This window comes from Cutibacterium nasicola, assembly GCF_051303185.1.
Taxonomy (GTDB): domain Bacteria; phylum Actinomycetota; class Actinomycetes; order Propionibacteriales; family Propionibacteriaceae; genus Cutibacterium.
On record NZ_JBPPGE010000006.1, the window covers coordinates 161,723 to 184,369 of the forward strand.

A 22,647-nucleotide genomic window follows, 5' to 3' on the forward strand; every position below is an offset into this window, starting at 1 on the left:
GATTGTGTGACGCCGTCGCTGCGGTAGAGGACACAGAACATCAGGCCTTCCCGGGAGTAGGCGGGTGCTGTGGACAGCATAGACAGAATCGTCCCTACCCCTCCTTTTCGATAGGATTACCCGGTGAGTTCTGACACCGTTTCCAGCCAGTCCCCTGACGTCTCCGAGCAGATGCAGGTCCGTCTTGACAAGCGGGCCCGGATCATCGCCGACGGAGGTCAGGCCTACCCGGTCGATCTGCTGCGCGACCACACCCTGGCCCAGATCCGTCAGAAGTACACCGATGACAAGGGCGAGTTGATCCTGGCTGTGGGCGAGGAGACGGCGGATGAGGTCACCATCGGCGGGCGCGTCGTCTTCGTCCGCAACACCGGCAAGCTCTGCTTCGCCAGCCTGCAGGACGGGTTCACCGAAACCTCCAACGGCGAGCGTCTGCAGGTGATGCTCTCCAAGGCTGAGGTGGGCGACGAAGCCCTGGCGGCCTGGAAGTCCGACGTCGACCTGGGCGACCATGTCTGGGTGCGTGGACGCGTCGTCGTCTCCCGTCGTGGCGAACTGTCCATCATGGCCTCGCAGTGGCGGATGGCGTCGAAGGCCCTGCGTCCCCTGCCGACCCTCCACAAGGAACTCTCGGAGGAGACCCGGGTACGTCGTCGTTACGCGGACCTGGTCGTGCGCGACGAGTCCCGTCGGATGGTGCGCACCCGCGCCATTATTACTCGCGCGGTGCGCCACGCCCTCGACGAGCGTGGCTTCCTGGAGATCGAGACACCGATCCTGCAGCTGGTCCACGGTGGTGCGACGGCTCGTCCGTTCAACACCCACCTCAATGCCTTTGACACCGACATGAGCCTGCGCATCGCTCTTGAGCTCTACCTCAAACGCGCGATGGTGGGCGGCACCGACCGCGTCTACGAGATAGGACGCGTCTTTCGCAACGAGGGCATCGACTCCAGTCACTCGGCCGAGTTCTCCATGCTTGAGGCCTACATGAGTTGGGGCAACCAGTTCACGATTGCCGAGGTCATCAAGGACATTATCATGGAGGTGGCCGACGCCCTCGACATCCACCAGATCGAGACCCTCAAGGGGACCGTCGACCTTGACGGCGAATGGCGCTGGGTGAGCGTCTACCCGGGGCTGTCGGAGAAGCTGGGGCGCGAGGTCACCCTCGACACGCCGTTGGAGGAATTACACGCCATCGCCGTCGAGCACGAGATCGAACTCGATCCGTCATGGGAGGCCGGAAAGGTCGTCATGGAGCTCTTCGGCGAACTCGTCGAGCCAGAGCTCATCAACCCCACCTTCGTCTGCGACTACCCGGCCATCGCCCAGCCGCTGGCCCGCCCGCACCGTGACGACCCGCGCATGGTCGAGGCCTGGGACCTCATCATCGGCGGCATGGAGCGCGGCACCGGATTCTCCGAACTCGTGGACCCTGTCATTCAGCGTGAGGTGCTCACCAAGCAGTCATTGGCAGCTGCTGCTGGCGACCCGGAGGCCATGCAGCTTGACGAGGACTTCCTCGAGGCCCTGGAGTTCGGCTGCCCGCCCATGGGTGGTCTTGGGCTCGGCGTCGACCGTCTGGTGATGTTGTTCACCAATGCCGGTATCCGCGAGACGATCCTCTTCCCGCTGCTCAAGCCCGAGCACTGACGGTGTGAGGCCCGCCGGGAATGGTCCCGCGTGCCTTCGTGGCATCAGAAGGGCAAGTGTTCCAGGACATGCTAAACGGCACAGATGCCCAGCACCTGCGCCGTTTAGCGTCAGCTCATTTCCACAAGGTGGCGACGCCAAAAGCGGCAGCCATGAGGCACATGCCGATGAGGACGCTCCAGTCGCCGAGATCCTTCATGCCGGGGATCTGGTTGCCGGCGATGTAGTAGACGATCAACCACAGCACACCGAGCAGGAAAAGGGGGACGAACACCTTCGGCACCCAGGAGCGGTCAACCGGCGCGGCCTTCTTCTCGGCCCGACGCTCCTCGACCTCGGCCCGGTTCTTGGCCTGGGCCTTCTTCTTGGCTTGCGGTCTGACCTTGGATTCGGGCACGGTGACAACTCCTGAATTTCGAGGACACGCCCACCGAGCGTGATGGGACAAGTCTTACGTGACTAGCCTAGAGGACGATCGCCAATTCCGGCGACACAGGTCGGTCTGCGAGGAGGGGACGATGAGCGACGACAACGACGCCGGGCATCCCGACCCTGCTCCTGCCGCCGAGCCCGAGAAGATGGCGGAGGACGCCGTCGGCGGACCCCTCATCCAGGACATCCGATCGGATTCCCGCCATCCTCGCCTGGCCAGATTCGCCACGGTGCTCGTCATGGCGGTGGCGGGTTTCATGATGACGACGGCCGCGGTCAATTCGCGTGGCCGTGACCTGCGCCCCGAACGCGATACCGACATGGCCACCCTCGTCCGTAACCAGGCCAGTCACAATGCCGCCCTGCAGGAAGAGGCAGCCAGCTTGCGAGCTCAGGTTGACGAGCTCTCCAAGGCCGACCAGGCCCCGGGCATCACCTCTTCGGCTGTCTCCTCGACGTCAGCGTTGGCACCGTCGGTAGGTCTGGGAGCCGTCAGCGGCAGAGCTCTGCGGGTCACCCTTGATGACGCTCCCCTCAGTGAGAATCCCGATGGGGTCGACGCCAACATGCTCGTTGTCCACCAGCAGGACATCCAGATGGTCGTCAACACCCTCTGGGCCGGTGGAACCGAGGCCATGACCATCCAGGGGCAGCGGGTCATCTCGACCACTGCCGTGAAATGCGTCGGCAACACGGTCGTGCTGCACGGGGTTGCCTACGCCCCGCCCTATGTCATCGAGGCGATTGGGGACCGCGGCGCCATGGAGCAAGCCCTTGACACATCCGAGGCGGTGCGGATCTACAAGGAATATGTGAACGCCTACCAGCTCGGATGGTCGGTGGAGCGGCTCGGTTCGGTCACGATGCCGGCCTACGCTGGCACCGTCGCCATGGGCCACGCCACCCCGCGTTGAGACTACCCGCCTGACACAACCTGAACACGATGGCATCTCGACTCCGGCCTGCGACACAATGACCCCATGACAGCCAGGGTTCTCGTCGTCGACAACTACGACTCCTTCGTGTGGAATCTCGTGTCCTACCTGGGACAGATCGGGGCGGAAACCACCGTGGTTCGCAACGATGACCCTCTCTTCGAGGATGCGCAGTGGTGGGATCCCTTCGACGGCATCCTGCTCTCACCCGGCCCCGGGCATCCGGAGGACGCCGGAGTGTGCGTTGACGTCCTGCGTGGTGCCCATCGACCGATCTTCGGGGTCTGTCTGGGTATGCAGGCCATGGCCATTGCGTGGGGAGGCCACGTCGGGCGTGCCGAGGAGCAACTGCACGGCAAGACCTCGCTGATACACCACGAGGGCAAGGGGGTTTTCGCTGGCCTGCCAGATCCGCTCGTCGTCACCCGTTACCACTCCCTGGCCGTGGACGAGATCCCGGCCGAGCTGGAGGTGACAGCACGCACGGACACCGGCGTCGTCATGGGTCTGCGTCACCGCAGCCTGCCGGTGGAAGGGGTGCAGTTCCACCCCGAGTCAGTACTCTCCCAGCACGGTCACCAGATGCTCGCCACCTGGTTGGCGGAGTGCGGGGATCCGGAAGCTCCCGCGCGCGCCAGCCAGATGAGCCCGCTGATGAGTGCGACGAACCACTGATTCAGCCGTGAGATGACGGGCTGGGCGTCGATGTCGGTGCCGGAGCGATCGACGAGGTTGACGGGTCCTCGCTCGGGGCAGAGCTCGTGGGGGCCTCGCGAGTCGGTTCCGGTGCGACGGCGACGAGCACCTTGATGGCAGTCGACCTCTTGGCAGCGGCCCCGTAATCCGGGTCCTGGCTGAACACCGTTCTCGGAGCAGCCGAGGACGTCGTCTGACGCTCCACGGAGATGGAGAATCCGCTCGAGCTGGCGGCGGCGTTGGCCTCTTCGACGCTCATACCCTTGAGGTTCGGGACGATCGACTTACCGGTCGCGATCGTCAGGGTCACCTGCTGTTCAGGGGTCAGCGACGTTCCAGCACTCGGGCTGACGGAATCAACCGTGCCTGCCTTGGCGGTATTCGGCTCAGTTTTGGGGTCATCGTTGTTGACCTTGATCTGGTTGTCCGAGAATCCGGCCTCCTTGAGGGCTTTGACGGCATCCGACTTGGACATTCCGACGATGTTCTGCGGGATGGTCAGCTGCTTCGGTCCGTCATTGACGGTGATCGTCACCTCGCTGCCCTCGGGAACCTTCTGGTTGGCAGCAGGATTCTGGGAGACGACCTGGTTGGCCGTGGACTCATCCTTCTGGACGTGTTCGACCTTGACCTTGAGGCTGGCGTTCTCCAGGGTCGAGGTAGCTCCCTGCTGGCTCAGACCAGTGACCGCCGGGACATCCACCATCGTGACGGTGCTCGACGGCGTCGGGGACGGCGAGGGGTCCGAGGAGGGGCCAAGCGTTTTGTACAGCCCGAATCCGATCAGAGCGACCAACACCAAGACCAGGATCGTCACGAGGACGATTCGCCAACGTTTGCGCTGGGGCTCTTCAGGCTCCTCGGGGTCGTCGTCTCGAGCTGGAGTGACACCATTTCGCTGTGCAGCGGCAGCCGGAGCGGGACGAGTTGCGGCGGCAGTCGCCGCGGCAGCCGGGATGAGGTGGGTCTGCTCCTGCGTGTCGGCCTCGGGATCCGCGTGAGTCTGCATTGCCAGTGGTTCGCGTCCCGACAGCAAACGATCAATGTCGTCATGCATCTGTTTGGCGGTCTGGTAGCGATCGGTCGGGTCCTTCGCCAAGGCCTTGAGGGTGATGGCGTCCATCTCACAGGTGATCTCGGAGTCCAGCGAGGACGGCGGGGCCGGGATCTCGCGAACGTGCTGGTAGGCCACCGAGACGGGGGAGTCGCCGATGAACGGCGGGCGTCCGACCAACAGCTCGTACAGCAGGCAGCCGGTGGCATAGATGTCGGCTCGGTTGTCCACGGTCTCGCCGCGAGCCTGCTCCGGGGAAAGGTATTGGGCGGTGCCGATGACGGCGGCCGTCTGGGTCATGGTGGCGGAGGTGTCGGCGACTGCGCGGGCGATGCCGAAGTCCATCACCTTGACGTATCCCTCACGGGTGAGCATGACGTTGGCCGGCTTGATGTCACGGTGGACGATACCGGCGGCGTGGGAGTAGCTCAGCGCATCGAGCACACCTTGGGTGAACTCCAGGGCACGGCGGGGAAGGATCTTGCGGCCGTCACGCAGCACGTCGCGCAGGGTGTGACCGTCAATGAGCTCCATGACGATGTAGGGCACCTGCAGGCCAGTCGTCGGATCCTTCGTCTCACCGGTGTCATACACGGCGACGATGTTCGGATGGTTGAGGCGCGCTGCTGACTGCGCCTCACGCTGGAACCTCGCCTGGAAGGTGTCGTCGCTGGCGAGGTCAGCGCGCAGTCTCTTGACGGCGACGTCGCGGCCGAGACGGTGGTCGCGGGCCTTCCAGACATCGGCCATGCCGCCACGGCCGATGAGGTTCTGCAGTTCGTAACGCCCGGAGAGCCAACTCTCAGTGCCCATTGAGGGATCTCCTTCGTGGTGAGACGTGGTGGAATGTGTTGGTTGATTGTCTGATTGTCATCTCATCGCCTCGATGACATCTCTGGCGATGGGCGCCGCGAGTCGGCCTCCGTAGACCTCGTCGATGGCGGTGTCCGAGGATTGGATGAAGACCGCCACTGCGACGTGTGGCTTGTCCGACCACCCCACGAACCACGCGTAGGGGGCCTTGCCCCTCATCGTCTGCGCAGTACCGGTCTTGCCGCCGACGGTGACTCCGTCGATGCGTGCCCTCTTACCGGTGCCGTTGTTGACCACCGAGACCATCATCGACTTCAGCTGTTCAGCCGAGTCCTTCGTCATCGGTTGGGACATCTGCCGAGGTTGATGTTCGGAAACCACCTGAAGATTCGATGCCCGAACCTGCGCGGTGAGATAGGGGGCCATGAGCTTTCCGCTGTTGGCAATGCCGGCGGTGACCATGGCCATCTGCAACGGGGAGGCGGCGACGTCGAACTGCCCGATGGAGCTCTGTGCGAGCTGGGCGTCGTTGAGCTCTTGGGGGAACTTCGAGGCCACCATCGAGATGTCGGAGTCGACGGTGTCGCCGAATCCGAACTCCTTGGCCTGGTCACGGATCTTGTCCTGCCCCAGCGTGACGCCGAGTTTTCCGAAGGCGGTGTTGCAGGAAACCGTCAACGCCTGAGTCATGGTGATCTGTTTGCCGCCGCAGTACTCGTCATTCGTCAACGGTGTGCGGGAACCGGGCAGGATCCACTTCTCGGGGGCATCGATCTTCGACGTGTCGCTGTAACCATTCTGCAAGGCGGCAGCGGCGGTGACGAGCTTGAAGATCGACCCGGGTGCGTAGATCTCTCGGGTGGCGCGGTTGGACAACGGAGACGACTTGTCGGCAACGAGGTCCTTCCACGCCTGGCTGGTGTCGTCGAGGCGATGGGAGGCCAGATCGTTGGGGTCATAGGAGGGGGAGGACGCCATGGCCAGCACCGCGCCGGTGGTGTAGTCGAGCGCAACGACGGCGCCCTTCTTGCCCTTGAGCCCCTTCCATGCGGCGTCCTGGGCCTTGGCGTCGATCGTCGTGGTGATCGATCCGCCTTCAGGCTTGTGACCGGACAACGTTCCTGTGATTCGGGAAAGCCACTGGGCATCAGAGGTTCCGGTCAGCTGGGCGTTCTGGGTCTGCTCCAGCATGGAACGTCCGTAGTAATAGGAGTAGTACCCGGTGATGGGGGCGTACTCCGGGCCGGAGGGATAGACGCGCTGGTAGGCGAACTTGCCGTCGCTGGACGTGGTGGTCGCGATGGGCATCGAACCGACGAGGATGTCGCCACGGTTCTGGGAGAACTCGGCGTCTCGCACGCGAACGTTGCGGGGATCATTGTTGAGGCCGGCCTGCCGGAAGATGGCCGATCCGGTGAGATTGACCATGAGGGCGAGGAACATCAGCCCGGCGAGCAGGGAGACCCCGCGAATCTGCTTGTTCATCGCGTGTCTCCATTCGAGACGACGGCGGTGGCTGTCTGGGCTTGAGGGTCAACGGGAACGGTGGCGACGAAGTCGTCGGCCGGCCTTCGGTTGCGGTGCGACACGATCATGATGAGTGCGACGATGACCCAGTTGGCCACCAGGGACGACCCGCCTTGGCTCATGAATGGCGTCGTCAGGCCAGTAAGTGGCAATAGTCGGGTGACGCCACCGATGATGGCGAAGACCTGGAGGGCAAGGGTGAAGGACAGTCCAGCGACCATGAGTTTGCCGAACTCGTCTCGGCAGCCGAGGGCCGTGCGCATACCGCGAGCAGTGAGGATGAAGAACATCACGATGACGGCCATGAGGCCGGTGACGCCGAGCTCCTCGCCGATCGAGGAGGCTATGAAGTCGCTCCATGACAGCGGCACCATGCCGGGACGTCCAAGCCCCCAGCCACGCCCGGCAAGACCACCCCACGCCAACCCGAATTGGGCCTGGATGATCTGGTAATTCTGGCTGTAGTCAGTGAAGGGGTGCAGCCAGGAGTCGAAGCGGATGCGCACGTGACCGAAGAAGGCGTACGCCAGTGCAGCGCCGCCGACCAGGCTGATCGCTCCCAGGATCGCCCATCCGACCCGCTCGGTCGTGATATACAGCATCACGACGAACATGCCGTAGAAGAGCATTCCGGTGCCCAGGTCGTTCTGGTAGACGATGACGAGCATCGTCGCCACCCACATCACCGCGATCGGGCCGAGGTCACGGGCGCGGGGCAGTGTGATGCCCAGGAACGTGTGGCCGGCACGGGAGAGCACGTCGCGGTTGTCGATGAGGTAGGCCGCGAAGGCGATGGCCAGCACCACCTTGGAGACCTCGGCGGGCTGGAAGCTGTAGGGGCCGAGGTGGATCCACACCCGCGATCCCAGCACGGCCATCCCCAGGCCGGGAACCAGAGGCAGCATGAGAAAACCCAGTCCGACGATGAACAGCACGTAGGGGTACTTCTGCAACTTGCGGTGGTCGCGCAGGATGAGCAGGGTCGCCACGAAGAGGACGATGCCCAGGGCCGTCCACAGGGCCTGGGTCTCCATCCGGTGATAGTGCGGGTCGGGGATGAGGTCGATGCGGTGAATCATCGCGAGCCCGAGCCCATTGAGGGTGACGACGATGGGCAGAACCACCGGGTCGGCGTAAGGAGTGACGATCCTCACGAAGACGTGCGTGATGACAGCCATTCCCAGCCAGAACCCGCCGACCATCATCCACGTCTTGGGCAGCTCATGGTTGATGTTGAGCTCGGTGAGCACCCAGCCGGCGAAGCCGATGGCCCAGGCCATGAGGAGCATGAACAGCTCCGTCCAGCGCCTCTTGCTCTGGACGACGACGGTTCCGTCACCGAATTCCTGTCCGATGCTCATCAGCAATCCCCCGAGCTGACGGCGGGGAGGTCCACCTCATGCCCCGAGGCGTTCGGTGAGGGCATCTCGGAGGTCGGCGACGGGGCGGCAGGGGTCGGCACTGTGGACGGGCGAGGAGTACCAGAACCACTGGCAGGCCGTGGGCTCGTTGACGGTGCTGTCGAGGGTTTGGTCGGGGCAGCGGGCGGGGTCGCGGCCATGTCACGCACAGCCCTGCATTGCTCAGCTCCGGTACGCAGTTCGGCAACCGTGGCGTGGGCGGACTCCATTGAGGAGACACGGATGTTGCCCGAGACACGATCGCGGTAGTAGCGGGGAAGATCAGTGGTCTTGATGTCCGTCGTCTCGGCGACGTGGGAGAGCTGGATCCACGCCAGGGAGTCCGGCGATCCCTGGTAGATCGCCACCGCGTTGCCGTCGGTGCCCACGTAGTACTGGGTGTTCAGGTAGGCGCGAGTGCCGAAGATCCCGCCGGTCACGACAGCGGCGAGAGCGAGCATGACAACCGGCCACAGCCAGTAGCGATGGTGGCGAGTCCGGGAGTCCACGGGGGCATATCGCATGGACTCCTCGGCCTCGGAGTCGAAGAGCACGGTTGACGCGCCGTCGTCCTTCGTCGCGGAGGACGGTTTCTCGACGGAGAGCGGAGCGGTGACCTCGTGCTCGGGAACCTTGCGGGTTGTCGCTGCCCCGATGATGTGGGGTTCGGAGGCGTCCAGGGTGGGATCAGCCTCAACGACCTCGGCAACGACGACGGTGATGTTGTCGGTGCCGCCAGCGGCATGGGCATCCGTCGTCAGCAGGTCGACGACATCGTCGAGACTGGTGGTGCCGAGGTGCTCGGCGATTTTCTCGTCGTCAACGAGACCGCACAGTCCGTCAGAGCAGAAGAGGATGCGGTCTCCCAGCCGAAGATCCACGATCTGGGTGTCCGGGACGTGCTGGGGCTGGCCATTGAGCACCTTGAGAAGGAGGGACCGATGCGGGTGGACCGCAGCCTCCTCGGGGGTGATCCGACCATCATCGATGAGGGACTGCACCCACGAGTGGTCGTGTGTCATCCGCTTCATGCGGCCCTGACGCAGTAGGTAGCCGCGGGAGTCACCGATGTGGACCACACCGAGCTGGGTGCCTGAGAACATCGCTCCGCAGAAGGTCGTCCCCATGCCCTCCAGAGAGGAATCCCACGCCACGAGGTCGGCCAGTTCGTCATTGGCGTCAGCCACTGCACCAGCCAGAATGGTGAGCATTTCCTCGCCCTGCGGGCGGCCCGGGGAGTCCTTCCCGGAGAACCTTTCGTCAGCTCGAGCGACGTGACGCACGGCGACGGTGGAGGCGAGGTCACCTGCGGCGGCACCACCCATGCCGTCGGCGACGACGAGCATTCTCGGGGAGACGTACCCCGAGTCCTGGTTGTTGCGTCGTACCAGGCCAATTTCGGAGTGGCATCGAACATCGAGGGAGAAGGCCATGGCTCACCACCCGCCGGTGACGGTCATGACGGTCCTGCCAATTCGCACCTCGTCCCCCACCGACAGGCGCGTCGGATCCTCGATGCGCTCACCGTTGACATGGGTGCCATTTGTCGAGGCCAGATCCTCGACGAACCACGCACCGTCGAGTCCGGGGCTGAACTCGGCGTGACGAGTGGAGGCGTAGTCGTCGTCAATGGGCAGGGTGCAGTCGTTTCCGCGTCCCACGGTGACGGCGTTGGCCAACGGGACATGAGTGCCGGCCCGACTTCCCGAGATGACCTGCAGACCCGTCGGTACCGGGGAGACCTCGCGCCGACGAGCCTTGCGGGCCTTGCCGCGTCGTCCCGAACCCACGGCAGCTGCCTCGGCATTACGAGGAACTCGATGGCCATAGATGTCGGTACGAATGACGTTGGTGACCAGCAGGATGAAGATCCACAACACCGCCAGATATGCGATGCGCAACAGTGCGACCAGGAATTCGCTCACGATCACATCCCCGTCGGAGAGTGAACCAGCATCCGCGTGGAGCCGATCTCGATGCGTGACCCGTCGCTGATCTCCGTGCTGGAGACCTTGACGCCGTTGACCGTCACGCCATTGGTGGAGTTGAGGTCTTCGATGGATAGGCCAATTCCGTCGCCCTGGGGCCAGACATTGATTCGGGCATGGAGGCGAGAGATCCCCGGGTCGTTGATCCGGATGTCAGCGTCGGAACCACGACCGATCGTCAGCCCCGGAGGAGTGAGGGGATGACGCACTCCATTGACCTCCAGAACCAGCGGTGCGCTACCGCCGGCCGTGGCCTCGGCATGGTTCTCCCCGGTCAGGACGGTGAACTTGCCGACCGGCAGGGAGTCGTTCAGGTCGTACCGGATGTGGATGGGCCCGTTGAAGACGTAGTGACGCTCACTGGCGTGATCGCGCAGGGTCGGGATGATCTCGGCGTTCAGGGTCTTGGTGTAGGGAACAAGACGTTCATAATCTCGGCTCGACAGCTGGACGACGAAGTCGTTGGGAACCAGCGACTTGTCACGGGACAGGATCTGAGCCTCGGAGTCGAGTTCGCGCTGCAAGCGACCGGCGATCTCCACCGGCTCGACCTCACCACGGAAGGCGCGCGCGAAGACACCGCTGACGGCGCCTTCGATCGACTTCTCGACCTTGTCCAGGAAACCCACCCGGCTCCTCCTTCCGGTTCACATGTCGGGCTGGGTGGCCCGTTTCACACGGGCCACCACCATGCGAGTGTACCCAGAAGGTCTGACGACGCCCCTGTGGCGACCGTGTTCCGCGTGGCGAGCGCCATCCCCGAAGGCTTCTTCGGAAGCGCCACCGGGGCCGGGGTGCCCTGGAGGTCGATGACCTCGTCGACATGGCTGGGATCGGTCACAATGATGGCGGATTGTTGGTCGAGGCTCTCGGCGAGGTGCATGGTGGTCATTCTGCCGCGTGTCGGGGCTTTACGGGGGCCAGGATGTGTTCCAGGTCATCGGGGAGTCCGTCTGCCGCGCGGCGGGGCCTCACGGGGGTCAGCATGTGCTCCAGGTCCTCGAGGAGCCCGTCCAATGTGTCGGCGCAGGCGCGTACGACCTCACTGCTCTGACGGAAGGGGTCCTCGATGTCGTCAGTTACACCGACTGCGGAGCGATTCTGAAATGCTGTGTCAATGACCTGGCGAGGGTCCATCGTTGGGTCGTCCCAGGTCAGGGCACTGGCGATCGCGACGAATTGCGACAGGGTGAAGGTCCGTTTCATCACTTGTGGCCACCACCCGATGATGGCGTCGCGCTGTATCGCCGTCATGGTGAGTATGAGGTCCGCGTTCTCGGCGTCGTCGATCTCGATCTGGTGGGAGGAGGTCGCGATCGCCTGGGACTGACGACGCTTGAGCTCGCGGCGCATCCGTCCCCACATCGGCAGGCCTTCCTCAGCCTGGCAGCCTGAACTGGACGTCTCGAATCGCGAGGGATTGAACAAGTGAGCTGCGCGGGCCTGGCAATACGCTGAGCGGCAGATATTGGCGGTGCAGACGAAATGGATTCGCAGCGGGTCCGTCGAATGTGCGTGTTCGGTCATGATCGTCAACCTTTCGCGGTCACGATACCGAGGGATTCCAGGTGGCGCAGGTAGCTGATGACGTCCTCACGGATGTGGTCGGCAGATACGTCGACCAGGGCAGCGACGTCCTCAACGATCTTCTCGGTCGTCGCTCCCGGGTGTTCGGCGACCGCGTCCCAGATGATTCTGCCGCTGCTGTCGAGGCGATACACCTGGGTGTCGGGGACGGTTGCGACAGCCACGGCATCTCCGTCGTACGTCCATGCCACATTGGGTCTGATCCGCCACGTCATCGGCGGCCCTTTCGGCGGTGCGAGCCCAGCTGCTTCCGGGCCTGTCTGCGAGCCACCTGGAAGACCTCTTGGGAGGCCTTCACGGTGCGATCCCAGTAGCCGCGGGCGATGTCAGCACGGGTGAGCTCGTGGCCGAGGTTCATGCGCAAGTGCGGTCGGTTGAGGGCGAGGGACCTCAGAATCACCTGAACGGCGTCCTTGCGGGTGGGGGCGGCATGGATCCGAGCGCGCCACTCGTGCAGACGACTGGGGTCCCCGGTCGAGAACTGTCGCCACAGGTCATAGGTGCGGTGTCCGCGAAACTGGTCCAGTTCGCCGATGACGGCGGCCAGAGCGACTTGGGCGTTGAGATCGCGGGCCAGGGTGCGTACGGCCCGACGGTCGTGGTCGTCAGCATCGTCCCAACAACGCACCTTGTCAGGATGGTTCGGGTTACCACTACGGGCTGCGTGCAGCAGAAGGATGAGGCGCTGGTCGGTCACGCTGGGGGTGTGGATGGGGGTGTGGGCGATGTCGATTCCTTGACGACGGGTCCACAGCGCTTGGAAGGCCTGCGAGGGTGCGATGTCGATCCCCGGAAATTGTCGGTGGACGTCGGCGTAGCCAAGGAACTCGTGCCAGTAATTGGCCGCATGACCGAAGGCTGAGCCGTCACGGAAATCAGCCACCTTGTGCCAGCCGTGGTTGGCGAGTGTGTTCTCGAACTGGGCGAGGTGCTCGGGACGCACGAGGATGTCTGCATCCGTGGAACCGCGGGGGATGACGGTGTCCTTGCCGTCTACGAAGCGGTGCCCCAGGAGTTCTGGGGAGACGGCGGGGCCTTTGACATGCAGCACGTCGGCACCGCATCGGTCGGCCAGCCGTTGCAGGACGCCGTGGGTCAGCTCGATGCGACTCGCAGTGCCAATCGTCACCTCGGTCACGCCATTCATCGTCTTGGAGCTTATCAATGAGTGGCGTCATGATTTCATCAATATCCCGTTGCGGGTCATGGTGTCGACGAAACTCGTTAGTGCCTCGGCCAGGGTACCGTCGGGCGGCGGCCCGAAAAGGGCCTCGAGTTCGCGACCCAACTCGTCGAATTCGAGTGGGGTCTCGAGAATGTCCCATATCGCGACGGCGAGGGGTGTGAGTCGGAAAATGGCCTCCTCAATGATGACGAGTGCCTCGTCGTCCTCGAACCAGATGTCTGTGACGTCGGCGCGCTGAATCAGCATGGCGCCCCCAAAAGGTCGTCGATGAACGGGTCGAGGGTGCCATGCTCGGCATATTGGGCTCGCCAGACGCCTCCGGCGTGCGAGATGAGATCTGCCAGCAGGCACAGTGGCTTGGGGAGCTTGTAGATCGACGAGGACTGTTCGGCCATCGTCACCATGGCGTCAAGACGCCGCACGGGGGTGGTGCGAGTGTCGTGGGAGTCGTCTCGTGCCAGCAGCACGAGGTGACTGACGTGGGGATCGGGGTGGCAGGTCTGCAGTCCCAGGTCGTCGGGGCTGAGTTCTGCCTTCTCCCCGGACAGGTCGGGACGACGAGTCGACAGCGGCTTGGGGTAGGGGAGGATCCGCCAGGTGCCGGGCTCGATGGCGACCGTTTCGTCGCTGATGTACCCGTAGCGTTGCCCTAGGTGGGTGGCGAGGGTGGTTTTCCCGGTGCCACCAGGGGCGACGAAGACGACCGAGTCCCCGGTGACCGGGTGACACACGGCACCGGCGTGAAACATGAGGAGGCGGCCAATCTGACGTGAGATGAGTTTCCGGGTGATCTCCTGGGTCAGGGAGGATGCCGACATCGGACCGGGGGCGAGCAGGACCGGTTCGGGATCCGGGGCGCTGAGGCAACGTGCCCACGCGTGGCGGAGCTCCTCCTGGTCCAGCCCGGTCCCGGATGCGTCGACCTGCACCGTGGTGCCGAGGGCTGCCAAATCCATCACTTGGTCACGCCCAGGTACTCGCGCAGCCGGTCAGCAGTCGTGGCCGGAGTGAACCCGCTGGCCTCGATGCGGGACAGGTCAAGGGTGGAATGCTCGGGACGCGGGGCCAAGTCCTTGCCCTTGCCCCATTCGGCTGAGGTTGTCGGGGTGACGGTGCCGTCGGCTCCCAACAGGGTGAAGATCTCGCTCGCGATGTCGAACCAGGTCTGCGTCGGTCCTTCATTGGAGATGTTGTAGCTGCCGAAAGGCGCCTCGGTCGTCAGCAGGTGGACGATTGCGGCAGCAAGATCTCGGGTGAAGGTGAGACGGCCGTGCTGGTCCGAGACGACCTGAGGGCTGATGCCGCGACGCGCCAGATTGGCCATGGTGTTGACGAAGTTGTCGCCCTCGCCGACGACCCAGCTGGTGCGCAGCACATAGTGGCGCGGATACGCGGTGACGATCTCGTCGGCAGCGGCCTTGGTGATGCCGTAGATGCCCAGCGGGCTGAAGGTCTCGTCCTCGGTGTGGAGCGGGTTGGTGCCGTCGAAGACGTAGTCGCTGGAGACGTGGACCAGGGCGGCGAGTCGCTCAGCGGCGATCCGGGCCAGGTGGGCGACCCCGGAGACGTTGGCAGCCCAGACGGTGGCCCGGTTGGCGGGGTCCTCGGCAGCGTCGACGGCGGTGTAGGCGGCGGCATTGATGATGGTGCCGACCCCACTCCAGTCGAAGGCGTCAAGGCTGGCCGGATTGGACAGGTCGAGGGTCTCGCGGGTCGTGAACTCGGCGTCGGGCAGGAGCTGGCGCAGGGCCCTGCCGAGCTGGCCGTTGGACCCCAACACGACGGTGCGCGGCTTACGGAAGGGGATGACCCCGCTCAGCGGCGGGTGATGGCGATCAGCCTCGGACAGCTCTGCCTGGTCCACGCAGATCGGCCACTTGATGCCCAGTGCCGGGTCGGCGAGGTTGACGAAGGTGTAGGACTTCCTGGCCTGGGCCGACCAGTGGTCGTTGACGAGATAGCTGTATGTCGTGCCGTCCTCGAGAGCCTGGTAACCGTTGCCGACTCCTCGGGGGACGAAGACTGCAGTCTCGGGTCCCATCTCGACGGTGACGACGGTGCCAAAGGAGTTCCCGTCGCGTAGATCCACCCAGGCGCCGAGGATGCGCCCAGTTGCCACTGAGACGAGTTTGTCCCACGGCTCGGCGTGCATTCCCCGGGTGACGCCTGCCTGAGCGTTGTGTGACACATTGTTTTGTACTGGTCCGAAATCGGGTAGGCCGAGAGCGGTCATCTTCGCGCGTTGCCAGTTCTCCTTGAACCAGCCGCGGTTGTCGCCATGCAGGGGAAGGTGCAGGACGAGAAGGCCCGGGATGTCGGTGGTGTCGATGCTCAATTCACTCATCACTGCCCCTTCGCTGCGTAGGCGGCCTCGGTGGCCTCCTTCTGGGGACGCCACCACGACTCGTTGTTGCGGTACCAGTCGATTGTCGCCGCCAGGCCGTTTCGGAAGTTCGTGTACTCGGGTTGCCAGCCGAGTTCCTCGCGCAGCTTGGTGGCGTCGATGGCGTAGCGCAGGTCGTGGCCGGGGCGGTCGTTGACGTGGTCGTAGCCGTCGGTGGGCTGGCCCATGAGTTCAAGAATGAGTTCGATGACGGTTTTGTTGTCGAGCTCACCGTCGGCCCCGATGAGGTACGTTTCGCCGATCGTGCCGCGTTCGAGGATCGTCCACACTGCCGAGTTGTGGTCGTCAACGTGGATCCAGTCGCGGACGTTGAGGCCGCTCCCGTAGAGTTTGGGGCGTCGTCCCTCAAGGACTTCGGTGATCTGACGGGGGATGAACTTCTCGACGTGCTGGCGTGGGCCGTAGTTGTTCGAGCAGTTCGAGATGGTGGCCTGGACTCCGAATGAGCGTACCCAAGCACGTACCAGAAGGTCCGAAGAGGCTTTGGAAGCTGAGTAGGGCGACGACGGGTTGTATCGAGTCTGTGGGGTGAACTTGGTGGGGTCGTCGAGCTGAAGGTCGCCATAGACCTCGTCGGTGGAAATGTGGTGTAGCCGCGTTTCGTGTTTGCGGACGGATTGTAGCAGGGTGAAGGTGCCAACAATGTTGGTCTGGATGAACGGGGCCGGACCGTCCAGGGAGTTGTCATTGTGGGATTCAGCGGCGAAGTGGACGACGGCATCGTGATGGGAGACGAGCTCATCGACGAGGTCAGCATCACACACCGATCCTCGTACCAGCTGGAAGCGGTTACGGGGCAGCCCTGTCAGGGAGGCCTCGTTGGCGGCGTAGGTCATCGCGTCCAAGACCGTGACTGTGGCGTCAGTGTTGTCGATGATCCAGTGGGCAAAGTTGCTGCCGATGAACCCGGCTCCGCCAGTGACGAGAAGGGAGTGCATAACAGGCAGTGTAGAGGAAGCCATGCCCGATGGTTTTCCCATCGCTGGAGCAGCATGGCTTCGGGGTGAAACCGGCCTGACATCAAGCTGTCCTCACGGGCAGTGGTAACTCCACTGTTGGCGGCCCGGCACGTGAGAACCAGCATCATCCTCATGCCATGAGGGCTTTGTCGTCCGCTCGAGGACGGACCGTTGTGCTGTGAGCAGGTGCCAGGTACGGCGTCCGGTGGGACAGGCGTTGACCAACCTACCGAAGACAAAGGAGGGGGAAGGTGAATCTGATTCACCTTCCCTCCCGTTGCCATGAGGACACCCGAGAGTGCCTCAGCACTCGTCGGTGTAGTCCTTGGGCTTTGTGGACATGTCCTCGGGAACCCAGAAGCTAATCGTCACGTTCCCGGGCTCGCCATAGTTCTTCGGCAGACTGGGTGCTATGTGCACTGTGCCATTGGTGCGCACGCCACCAGTGTCGGGGAAGTCGATCTCCCCGGTCGCACTGAAACCATTGTCCAGACTGGGTGCGAGGTAGCTGCTGCCAGCACCGCCGGCACCAATGGCCCCCAACTGTCCAGGGACGTCGCTGGCAGCCCACTTCAAGATCGGGTCGCGCGAAATGACGACGAGTGCCCCGGAACCACCGCCGGCGTAGCCGCCGCCACCCGCGGCCGTGGACAGCGCGATGTAGTCATCAATGTGACCGTCCCCGCGCACGCTACGCTTGCGCTCGAACTTGACTGGCGCACCACCGTTGCCACCACCGTGGTTGCCGCTGCCGTGGTTGCCACCCGACTGGCCTGGAATGATCTTGTCGAACTCGAGGTCGCTGGGCATGTACGAGGTGTTTGCCTTGCTACCTCCGTTGCCACCCTGACCGCCGTGGGCTCCCGAACCTCCGGCTGCAGTGACCTGGGCGTATTCGGTCTCGTAGTGGGACTGACCGCCATCGGCGCCGTCCCAGCTCTTGCCGCCGTCACCGCCGTTGCCGCCCTCTCGGACAGGCCAGACCGTGGACCCCATATTTGCCGCCTCACGCGAATACGTGCCTGTACCGGCGGCTCCACCGCCGCCGGCCACCGCCACGAGCTGGCCCGACCCCTCGGGGTCACCGCCGATGGCTATTGCCGAACCGGCGCCGCCACCGTGGCACCAACGTTCAGACCATTGCTCAGTTGAGACGGTACTGGTGTGGTAGGGCACACCCATTGACGGACCGCCGTTGCCGTATCCGGTTGCGAACTCGACGGCGCCGTCGTTCCATGCAGCCGTGGGCCCGTAGCCGCCGGCCACACCCCAGATGGTGAACTCCTGTGCGGCAGCCGTACCTTCGCCGGGCCGATGGATCTGGCCCTGCACCTGGGCACCGGATCCGCCGCGTTCGCCCCAGCTGTCCTTGGGGCCTGCGCCGCCCGCTCCGCCGCGGATGGAATAGCGGATGTCGGTGGCTTCGGCTGGTACCCGTACGCACTGGACGGTCTCATTGTGCTTTTTCGCGTCGAAGGTGATTGTGACCTGTTTGCGTTGCGTGCTGGCCGCGAAGGCCGGCACCAGTGTCATGCTGGTGATCGCCGGTACCGCCCACGCGGTGCCTTTGGCCACTGACCGACGCGATACTTGCGACGGCCCAGTTGCGTGGACGGGTTCTTGTTTGCTGGTGTCCATGTCTGCTCCTCGAAAAATGACAAAGGTTCAGTCGAGAGTTGTAGGGTCCTGTCGCCAGTTACGGCAAAGTACATGGAAAATGTAGCACGTGTGCATGGTTCACATGGATGGGCCTGGCCACAGTGTGAAACGATACCTCATACAGCTGTCCGGCTTGTCTTCCTGACTGTGTCCCGTTCATCCGGTTGCTCATGTCGATGACGACTGGAAGGAGCAGTGCATATTGCGCTACGCCACGATCATCAGTCTGGCATGACATGATGGGGACATGCGAGGCATCATCTTGGCCGGTGGTACTGGCTCCCGACTCCACCCGGTCACACTCGGGACGAGCAAGCAGCTCATGCCTGTCTACGACAAGCCGATGATCTACTACCCGCTGACGACCTTGATCTTTGCCGGTATCCGGGATGTCTTGGTCATCACCACCCCTCATGAGGCCGAGGCTTTTCACCACCTGCTCGGTGATGGTTCCCAGTTCGGGATATCCATTGAGTTCGCAGTGCAGCCCGAGCCCAAGGGGCTCGCTCAGGCGTTCACCATCGGAGCTGAGTTCATTGGCAGTGATTCATCGTGCCTCATTCTGGGGGACAACATCTTCTCAGGGCCGGGGTTGGGAACTCGCCTCCAGGCCAAGGCTCAATCGGTGGACGGAGCCCTCATCTTTGGCTACCGGGTCGCCGATCCGAGCGCTTACGGCGTCGTCGAGATTGACGATGATGGGTTCGCAGTGTCCATCGAGGAGAAGCCGGAACATCCGAAGTCACATTGGGCGGTGCCTGGACTTTACTTCTATGACAACGATGTCATTGAGGTCGCTCGTGGTCTCAGGCCGTCGGCGCGTGGTGAACTGGAGATCACTGACGTCAATCGGGTTTACATGGACCGTCATCGTCTTCATGTCGAACTGTTGCCGCGCGGCACGGCTTGGCTGGATACGGGGACCTTCGAGTCGCTGAACGATGCCGGCAATTTCGTCCGCGCAATTCAGGCTCGTCAGGGTCTGCAGGTGGGTTGTCCAGAGGAGGCTGCATGGCGCCGGGGATTCCTGTCAGATGATGATCTCCTCGCCAGGGCGGGGAAGTTCGAGAAATCTGGATATGGTGCTTACCTGCGTAGCCTGTTGACCAGCTGAGATCAGGTCCAGGGGTTTCCGATCTGGCGAGTGCCTTCGGTCATCGGCTCGACCAATTCCGTGACGAAGTGGATCCTGGAAGTGCGGGAGACTCGAACCAGCCGTTGGTGTGGACGACCTCGATCTTGATGGAGGGAACATGACGGTTGTCATGTTCCCGGTGCTGACGGCGAGGAGCTCGCCGTTCTTGGCTGTACGGGACTGTGGGGCAGGCTGTTCAGCACGCCGGGCCCTTTTGATGAGGGGTCTTGCCTCCAACTCGCTCGATGTCACGCCAGACTGTAGGCTGTCCGTGCCGGTTGAGAGGCATCACAGCGCCTGCAGCCCCAGAATTGGAGGAGTCCAATCCCCGTGACAGTCGTTGACGTAGTCCGCATTCTGCGGCGCAATCTTGCCCTGTTGATCATCTGCACCGTGATAGGAGGATTGATCGGCGCGGCATATCAGTTGACCCGCCCAGAGGTGTTTACGGCCAAAGCGACAGGCATGGTCGTGGCTGGTGACTCTGCCTCCGTCGGCGGAGCCATGTCGGGCAACACGATCGCCCAGCAGCGCGCAACGACCTACACGAAGCTCGTTGAGACGCGAACCATGTCTCAAAAGACAGCCGAGATCCTCAGGAAACAAGGTATCCCAGAGGCTGCGAGTGGCCATCTGACAGCATCCGCGCCAGGTGACACTGCCTTTATCGACATCAAAGCGACTGGCGACACTGCCAAGAACGCTCAAGCCCTTGCCAATGCGGGGTTGGAGGCGCTCATTTCTGAGGCCCTGCGAATGGAGACCTATGGTCAGACTGCCGGGTCGGGCAACAAGAGCGATGCCCAGTTGGCCAAGATGACCTCGGTGCATGTTCTCGGCTATGAGTCCGCCGGCCTTCCAGCCGGTGACCGTGGGAAGTCGCTGGCACTGTTCCTTGCAGCTGGTTTGGTGATTGGATTCCTTATCGGTGCGGTCATCGCAGTTGTTCGGAAGCAGTTCGACGTCAAGGTCAGGGACCAGGCGACGGTTGAAGAGCTTACGGGTTCGGGAACCCTTGCCGTCGTACCAGATGACAAGAAGCTTGCGGAACAGCGTAAGAAGTCGATTGTCCATCTCTCCGGCGTGACTGGTGAAGCGTTCCGCCAGCTTCGTACGAACCTCAGATTCGCTAATGTTGACAACCCTCCTCGTTCGGTCGTTATCACCTCCGCAAATCCGGGAGAAGGTAAGTCGACGATCTCGACTCACCTCGCGGTAGTTATGGCTCAGGCTGGCGAGAAAGTTGTCCTCATTGATGCCGACATGCGCCGTCCGGTACAGCACAAGGTTTTCGGCACTGAAGCGGGCGTCGGGCTCTCGCAGGTACTTGCCGGTGACGTAAGCCTTGATGACGCACTGATGCGAACCGAGACCAAGCATCTCCAGATGTTGGCCGCGGGGCGTATCCCGCCGAACCCGTCCGAGCTGCTTGGCTCTCAGCGGATGAAGGATTTGCTGACCGAGTTGCGCAGGCAAGGCTATTTCGTTGTCATTGACGCTCCGCCGTTGCTGGCCGTCACGGATGCCGGCTTGCTCGGGACGATAGCGGACGGCACGATTTATGTGGCTGTGGTTGGGGAGACTCACCGCGATCAGGTGTCCTTGGTGGTCAAGCGTCTGGAGCAGGTTGGAGCTCCGCTCCTGGGCTCGGTGCTGACTCGTGTTCCTCGTAAGAAGATGGGCGACGTGCTGTATGGTTATGGTGCGGCCGGTTATGGGTATGGGTCGTACTACGGTGATTATGGAAAGCATGGCTACTACACGTCTTATGGCACGGAGGAGCAGGACAGCCAGGAATCAATTGCCGTTGTCAAGGACGATCGTCAGCCGAAGGAGAGGCTAGTCCGAGTCCAGAAAACGGAACCCGTTGACACGGACCCAGAGCCCACTCCACGTCGAGCCAAATGATCGAGCTGGTTGCTGAAGGGCACACCGGGTCCGCCGCTGTGGCGGGCCAGGGTAGGGGTATGGGCACCAAGGTCCGTAGTCTTGCCGATCGTGTCGGCAGTACGCGGGTTCCTGACTTCTTGTTGGGGTGCAGCCTCATCCTGGGTAGGTGGGACGCGGGTCTGCCGGTTCCCATTGACGTCATTCTCGTCGCAGGTGCGATCTTCGTCTGCGCTTTCGTGCGTCCGACCATCAAGGTACGAGGTTTTGGTTTCTATTTGCTCATGTGGGCCACGGTGCTCGCATGGGTCATCGCGGTCTCGATCCACGAGGGTGAGCCATGGCTGCAAAGGTCGTTCCGGTGGTTTCTCCTGGTTCTGTTTTCGGTCTGCCTGGCGCAGCGGCGGCTGCTGTGGCGTTCCCTCATCGCTGGTTATGCATTCGCCCTGGTCTTCATCAACATCCCGGCGAACTTCACATCGCTGCGAGGCGCTAGATATGAGGGCTTCCTGCTTGGTTTCCTCGGCGACAAGAACGTGGCCGGGATGGTCTATGCGGTGATCGGCATCATGGCCTTGGCCATCCTGCGTACGACGACGACCCGCACGATTGCATTCTTGGTATTTAGTGCGACTGCTGTTGCGACGGGATCTCGGACCTCCATGATGGCGTTTGCGGCAGGGTGCGTCTGGGTGTTCATCCGTGACCGTCTTGGTTTAACCTTGCGCCTGGTTTTGGCGTTCCTTGGCTGGAGTGTAATTCGCTATGTCGAGGAGAACCTTGCCCGGACCGGTGTCTTCGCCGGCAGGGCCGGGACGGACTGGTTCCGTAGTGTCATCGACGTCGCGACGGTGGCCAAGGTGCATGCAGCTCCTTGGTACGGCGAGGGTCTGGGCACAGCATGGGTGTTGGTCTTCGACGACCGCCGGATGTGGTTTCACGACTCCTATGCGGCCCTCCGGGTTGAGGGTGGTATTCCGCTGTTGGTCGCTGTCGTGGGTCTGTTCGTCCTCGTGGTCTGGGGCCTCATGGACCAGCGAACGAAAGTCTCTGACGAGCAACGGGTCGTGGAGGGCGCAGCAATCGCCATCCTGGTGTGTGCGTGGAAACTGGGTGAGGTGTTCTTCACTGTCCCGGCCTTCATCGTCATCGGGGTTGCGCTGTGCGAGCGATACGGTTCGCCCATCAAGGCGCAGGAGCAGTTGTCTTTGGACACTGGCCAAGGCATGGCTGTGGTTCCCATCACGAAGGACGCGCAGTGATGACCGACTCGCTCGATGTCGTGCAGCCGTCAAAGAGTCCGCTTGGGTGGACGCGAAACCGAGATGA

The 22,647-nt window shown here is 63.0% G+C and carries 22 protein-coding genes; 6 read left to right on the top strand and 16 right to left on the bottom strand.

The window, feature by feature from the left end; genetic code table 11:
- Window positions 1-123: 123 nt before the first annotated feature.
- Window positions 124-1,656, top strand: a complete 1,533-nt coding sequence (gene lysS, locus ACSJJT_RS10795) for a lysine--tRNA ligase (protein ID WP_435918273.1) — start codon at window positions 124-126, stop codon at window positions 1,654-1,656.
- A 115-nt stretch (window positions 1,657-1,771) separates the two neighbouring features.
- Here lysS and ACSJJT_RS10800 read toward each other — a convergent pair whose 3' ends face one another.
- Window positions 1,772-2,053 carry a cell division protein CrgA gene (locus ACSJJT_RS10800; protein ID WP_435918274.1) on the bottom strand — a complete coding sequence of 94 codons (282 nt, stop codon included), beginning with the start codon at window positions 2,051-2,053 and terminating at the stop codon, window positions 1,772-1,774.
- 181 nt (window positions 2,054-2,234) lie between these two features.
- On the opposite strand from ACSJJT_RS10800, the gene ACSJJT_RS10805 reads away from it, so the two are divergent.
- Together ACSJJT_RS10805 and ACSJJT_RS10810 are read left to right on the top strand one after the other, a co-directional pair.
- Window positions 2,235-3,002, top strand: a complete 768-nt coding sequence (locus ACSJJT_RS10805) for a DUF881 domain-containing protein (protein WP_435918318.1) — start codon at window positions 2,235-2,237, stop codon at window positions 3,000-3,002.
- Window positions 3,003-3,068: 66 nt separating this feature from the next.
- Window positions 3,069-3,698: an anthranilate synthase component II gene (locus tag ACSJJT_RS10810; protein WP_435918275.1), complete on the top strand. Its 630-nt coding sequence runs from the start codon at window positions 3,069-3,071 to the stop codon at window positions 3,696-3,698.
- A 1-nt stretch (window position 3,699) separates the two neighbouring features.
- Here the strand turns inward: ACSJJT_RS10810 and pknB are convergent, their stop codons facing one another.
- The 15 genes from pknB to ACSJJT_RS10885 form a co-directional block, all read right to left on the bottom strand.
- Window positions 3,700-5,586: a Stk1 family PASTA domain-containing Ser/Thr kinase gene (pknB, locus tag ACSJJT_RS10815; protein WP_435918276.1), complete on the bottom strand. Its 1,887-nt coding sequence runs from the start codon at window positions 5,584-5,586 to the stop codon at window positions 3,700-3,702.
- A gap of 57 nt (window positions 5,587-5,643) precedes the next feature.
- Window positions 5,644-7,071 (bottom strand): peptidoglycan D,D-transpeptidase FtsI family protein, encoded by a 1,428-nt coding sequence (locus tag ACSJJT_RS10820; protein ID WP_435918277.1) that lies wholly within the window; start codon window positions 7,069-7,071, stop codon window positions 5,644-5,646.
- A complete protein-coding gene (locus tag ACSJJT_RS10825; protein ID WP_435918278.1) occupies window positions 7,068-8,474 on the bottom strand; it encodes an FtsW/RodA/SpoVE family cell cycle protein in 1,407 nt (468 codons plus the stop codon). Before ACSJJT_RS10825 ends, ACSJJT_RS10820 begins: the two co-directional genes overlap by 4 nt.
- Window positions 8,474-9,946: a protein phosphatase 2C domain-containing protein gene (locus tag ACSJJT_RS10830; protein WP_435918279.1), complete on the bottom strand. Its 1,473-nt coding sequence runs from the start codon at window positions 9,944-9,946 to the stop codon at window positions 8,474-8,476. Before ACSJJT_RS10830 ends, ACSJJT_RS10825 begins: the two co-directional genes overlap by 1 nt.
- 3 nt (window positions 9,947-9,949) lie before the next feature.
- Window positions 9,950-10,438: an FHA domain-containing protein FhaB/FipA gene (locus ACSJJT_RS10835; RefSeq protein WP_435918280.1), complete on the bottom strand. Its 489-nt coding sequence runs from the start codon at window positions 10,436-10,438 to the stop codon at window positions 9,950-9,952.
- Between the two features lie 2 nt (window positions 10,439-10,440).
- Complete coding sequence (locus tag ACSJJT_RS10840; protein ID WP_435918281.1) at window positions 10,441-11,130, bottom strand: FHA domain-containing protein; 690 nt, start codon at window positions 11,128-11,130, stop codon at window positions 10,441-10,443.
- A 44-nt stretch (window positions 11,131-11,174) separates the two neighbouring features.
- On the bottom strand, window positions 11,175-11,393 hold the full coding sequence (locus ACSJJT_RS10845) for a hypothetical protein (protein WP_435918282.1): 219 nt from the start codon (window positions 11,391-11,393) through the stop codon (window positions 11,175-11,177).
- On the bottom strand, window positions 11,390-12,028 hold the full coding sequence (locus tag ACSJJT_RS10850) for an arsenate reductase/protein-tyrosine-phosphatase family protein (protein WP_435918283.1): 639 nt from the start codon (window positions 12,026-12,028) through the stop codon (window positions 11,390-11,392). Before ACSJJT_RS10850 ends, ACSJJT_RS10845 begins: the two co-directional genes overlap by 4 nt.
- A 5-nt stretch (window positions 12,029-12,033) precedes the next feature.
- Entirely contained in the window at window positions 12,034-12,252 is a 219-nt protein-coding gene (locus ACSJJT_RS10855; RefSeq protein WP_435918284.1) for a PqqD family protein, read from the bottom strand.
- 47 nt (window positions 12,253-12,299) lie between these two features.
- Window positions 12,300-13,235: a nucleotidyltransferase family protein gene (locus ACSJJT_RS10860; RefSeq protein ID WP_435918285.1), complete on the bottom strand. Its 936-nt coding sequence runs from the start codon at window positions 13,233-13,235 to the stop codon at window positions 12,300-12,302.
- Between the two features lie 27 nt (window positions 13,236-13,262).
- A complete protein-coding gene (locus tag ACSJJT_RS10865; RefSeq protein ID WP_435918286.1) occupies window positions 13,263-13,520 on the bottom strand; it encodes a PqqD family peptide modification chaperone in 258 nt (85 codons plus the stop codon).
- Complete coding sequence (locus tag ACSJJT_RS10870) at window positions 13,514-14,230, bottom strand: hypothetical protein (protein ID WP_435918319.1); 717 nt, start codon at window positions 14,228-14,230, stop codon at window positions 13,514-13,516. Before ACSJJT_RS10870 ends, ACSJJT_RS10865 begins: the two co-directional genes overlap by 7 nt.
- Window positions 14,230-15,618: a sugar nucleotide-binding protein gene (locus ACSJJT_RS10875; protein ID WP_435918287.1), complete on the bottom strand. Its 1,389-nt coding sequence runs from the start codon at window positions 15,616-15,618 to the stop codon at window positions 14,230-14,232. The genes ACSJJT_RS10870 and ACSJJT_RS10875 overlap by 1 nt, the downstream gene beginning before the upstream one ends.
- Window positions 15,618-16,616, bottom strand: coding sequence for a dTDP-glucose 4,6-dehydratase (gene rfbB, locus ACSJJT_RS10880; protein WP_435918288.1), 999 nt, complete (start codon window positions 16,614-16,616; stop codon window positions 15,618-15,620). The genes ACSJJT_RS10875 and rfbB overlap by 1 nt, the downstream gene beginning before the upstream one ends.
- Before the next feature lie 324 nt (window positions 16,617-16,940).
- Entirely contained in the window at window positions 16,941-18,275 is a 1,335-nt protein-coding gene (locus tag ACSJJT_RS10885) for a hypothetical protein (protein WP_435918289.1), read from the bottom strand.
- Window positions 18,276-18,543: 268 nt separating this feature from the next.
- On the opposite strand from ACSJJT_RS10885, the gene rfbA reads away from it, so the two are divergent.
- From rfbA to ACSJJT_RS10900, 3 genes are all read left to right on the top strand, one after another.
- A complete protein-coding gene (rfbA, locus tag ACSJJT_RS10890) occupies window positions 18,544-19,410 on the top strand; it encodes a glucose-1-phosphate thymidylyltransferase RfbA (protein ID WP_435918290.1) in 867 nt (288 codons plus the stop codon).
- A gap of 351 nt (window positions 19,411-19,761) precedes the next feature.
- Window positions 19,762-21,339 carry a tyrosine-protein kinase domain-containing protein gene (locus tag ACSJJT_RS10895; protein ID WP_435918291.1) on the top strand — a complete coding sequence of 526 codons (1,578 nt, stop codon included), beginning with the start codon at window positions 19,762-19,764 and terminating at the stop codon, window positions 21,337-21,339.
- 59 nt (window positions 21,340-21,398) lie between these two features.
- Window positions 21,399-22,580, top strand: coding sequence for an O-antigen ligase family protein (locus ACSJJT_RS10900; RefSeq protein ID WP_435918292.1), 1,182 nt, complete (start codon window positions 21,399-21,401; stop codon window positions 22,578-22,580).
- Window positions 22,581-22,647 lie beyond the last annotated feature (67 nt).

Bases quoted from the DNA above. Each gene is read 5' to 3' on its own strand.
- ACSJJT_RS10860 (WP_435918285.1), bottom strand. From the start codon at position 13,235: ATGAATGGCGTGACCGAGGTGACGATTGGCACTGCGAGTCGCATCGAG.
- ACSJJT_RS10810 (WP_435918275.1), top strand. From the start codon at position 3,069: ATGACAGCCAGGGTTCTCGTCGTCGACAACTACGACTCCTTCGTGTGG.
- rfbB (WP_435918288.1), bottom strand. From the start codon at position 16,616: ATGCACTCCCTTCTCGTCACTGGCGGAGCCGGGTTCATCGGCAGCAAC.
- ACSJJT_RS10830 (WP_435918279.1), bottom strand. From the start codon at position 9,946: ATGGCCTTCTCCCTCGATGTTCGATGCCACTCCGAAATTGGCCTGGTA.
- rfbA (WP_435918290.1), top strand. From the start codon at position 18,544: ATGCGAGGCATCATCTTGGCCGGTGGTACTGGCTCCCGACTCCACCCG.
- ACSJJT_RS10850 (WP_435918283.1), bottom strand. From the start codon at position 12,028: ATGACCGAACACGCACATTCGACGGACCCGCTGCGAATCCATTTCGTC.
- ACSJJT_RS10845 (WP_435918282.1), bottom strand. From the start codon at position 11,393: ATGACCACCATGCACCTCGCCGAGAGCCTCGACCAACAATCCGCCATC.
- ACSJJT_RS10865 (WP_435918286.1), bottom strand. From the start codon at position 13,520: ATGCTGATTCAGCGCGCCGACGTCACAGACATCTGGTTCGAGGACGAC.
- pknB (WP_435918276.1), bottom strand. From the start codon at position 5,586: ATGGGCACTGAGAGTTGGCTCTCCGGGCGTTACGAACTGCAGAACCTC.
- ACSJJT_RS10825 (WP_435918278.1), bottom strand. From the start codon at position 8,474: ATGAGCATCGGACAGGAATTCGGTGACGGAACCGTCGTCGTCCAGAGC.
- ACSJJT_RS10885 (WP_435918289.1), bottom strand. From the start codon at position 18,275: ATGGACACCAGCAAACAAGAACCCGTCCACGCAACTGGGCCGTCGCAA.
- ACSJJT_RS10820 (WP_435918277.1), bottom strand. From the start codon at position 7,071: ATGAACAAGCAGATTCGCGGGGTCTCCCTGCTCGCCGGGCTGATGTTC.
- ACSJJT_RS10900 (WP_435918292.1), top strand. From the start codon at position 21,399: ATGGGCACCAAGGTCCGTAGTCTTGCCGATCGTGTCGGCAGTACGCGG.
- ACSJJT_RS10805 (WP_435918318.1), top strand. From the start codon at position 2,235: ATGGCGGAGGACGCCGTCGGCGGACCCCTCATCCAGGACATCCGATCG.
- ACSJJT_RS10870 (WP_435918319.1), bottom strand. From the start codon at position 14,230: ATGGATTTGGCAGCCCTCGGCACCACGGTGCAGGTCGACGCATCCGGG.
- ACSJJT_RS10875 (WP_435918287.1), bottom strand. From the start codon at position 15,618: ATGAGTGAATTGAGCATCGACACCACCGACATCCCGGGCCTTCTCGTC.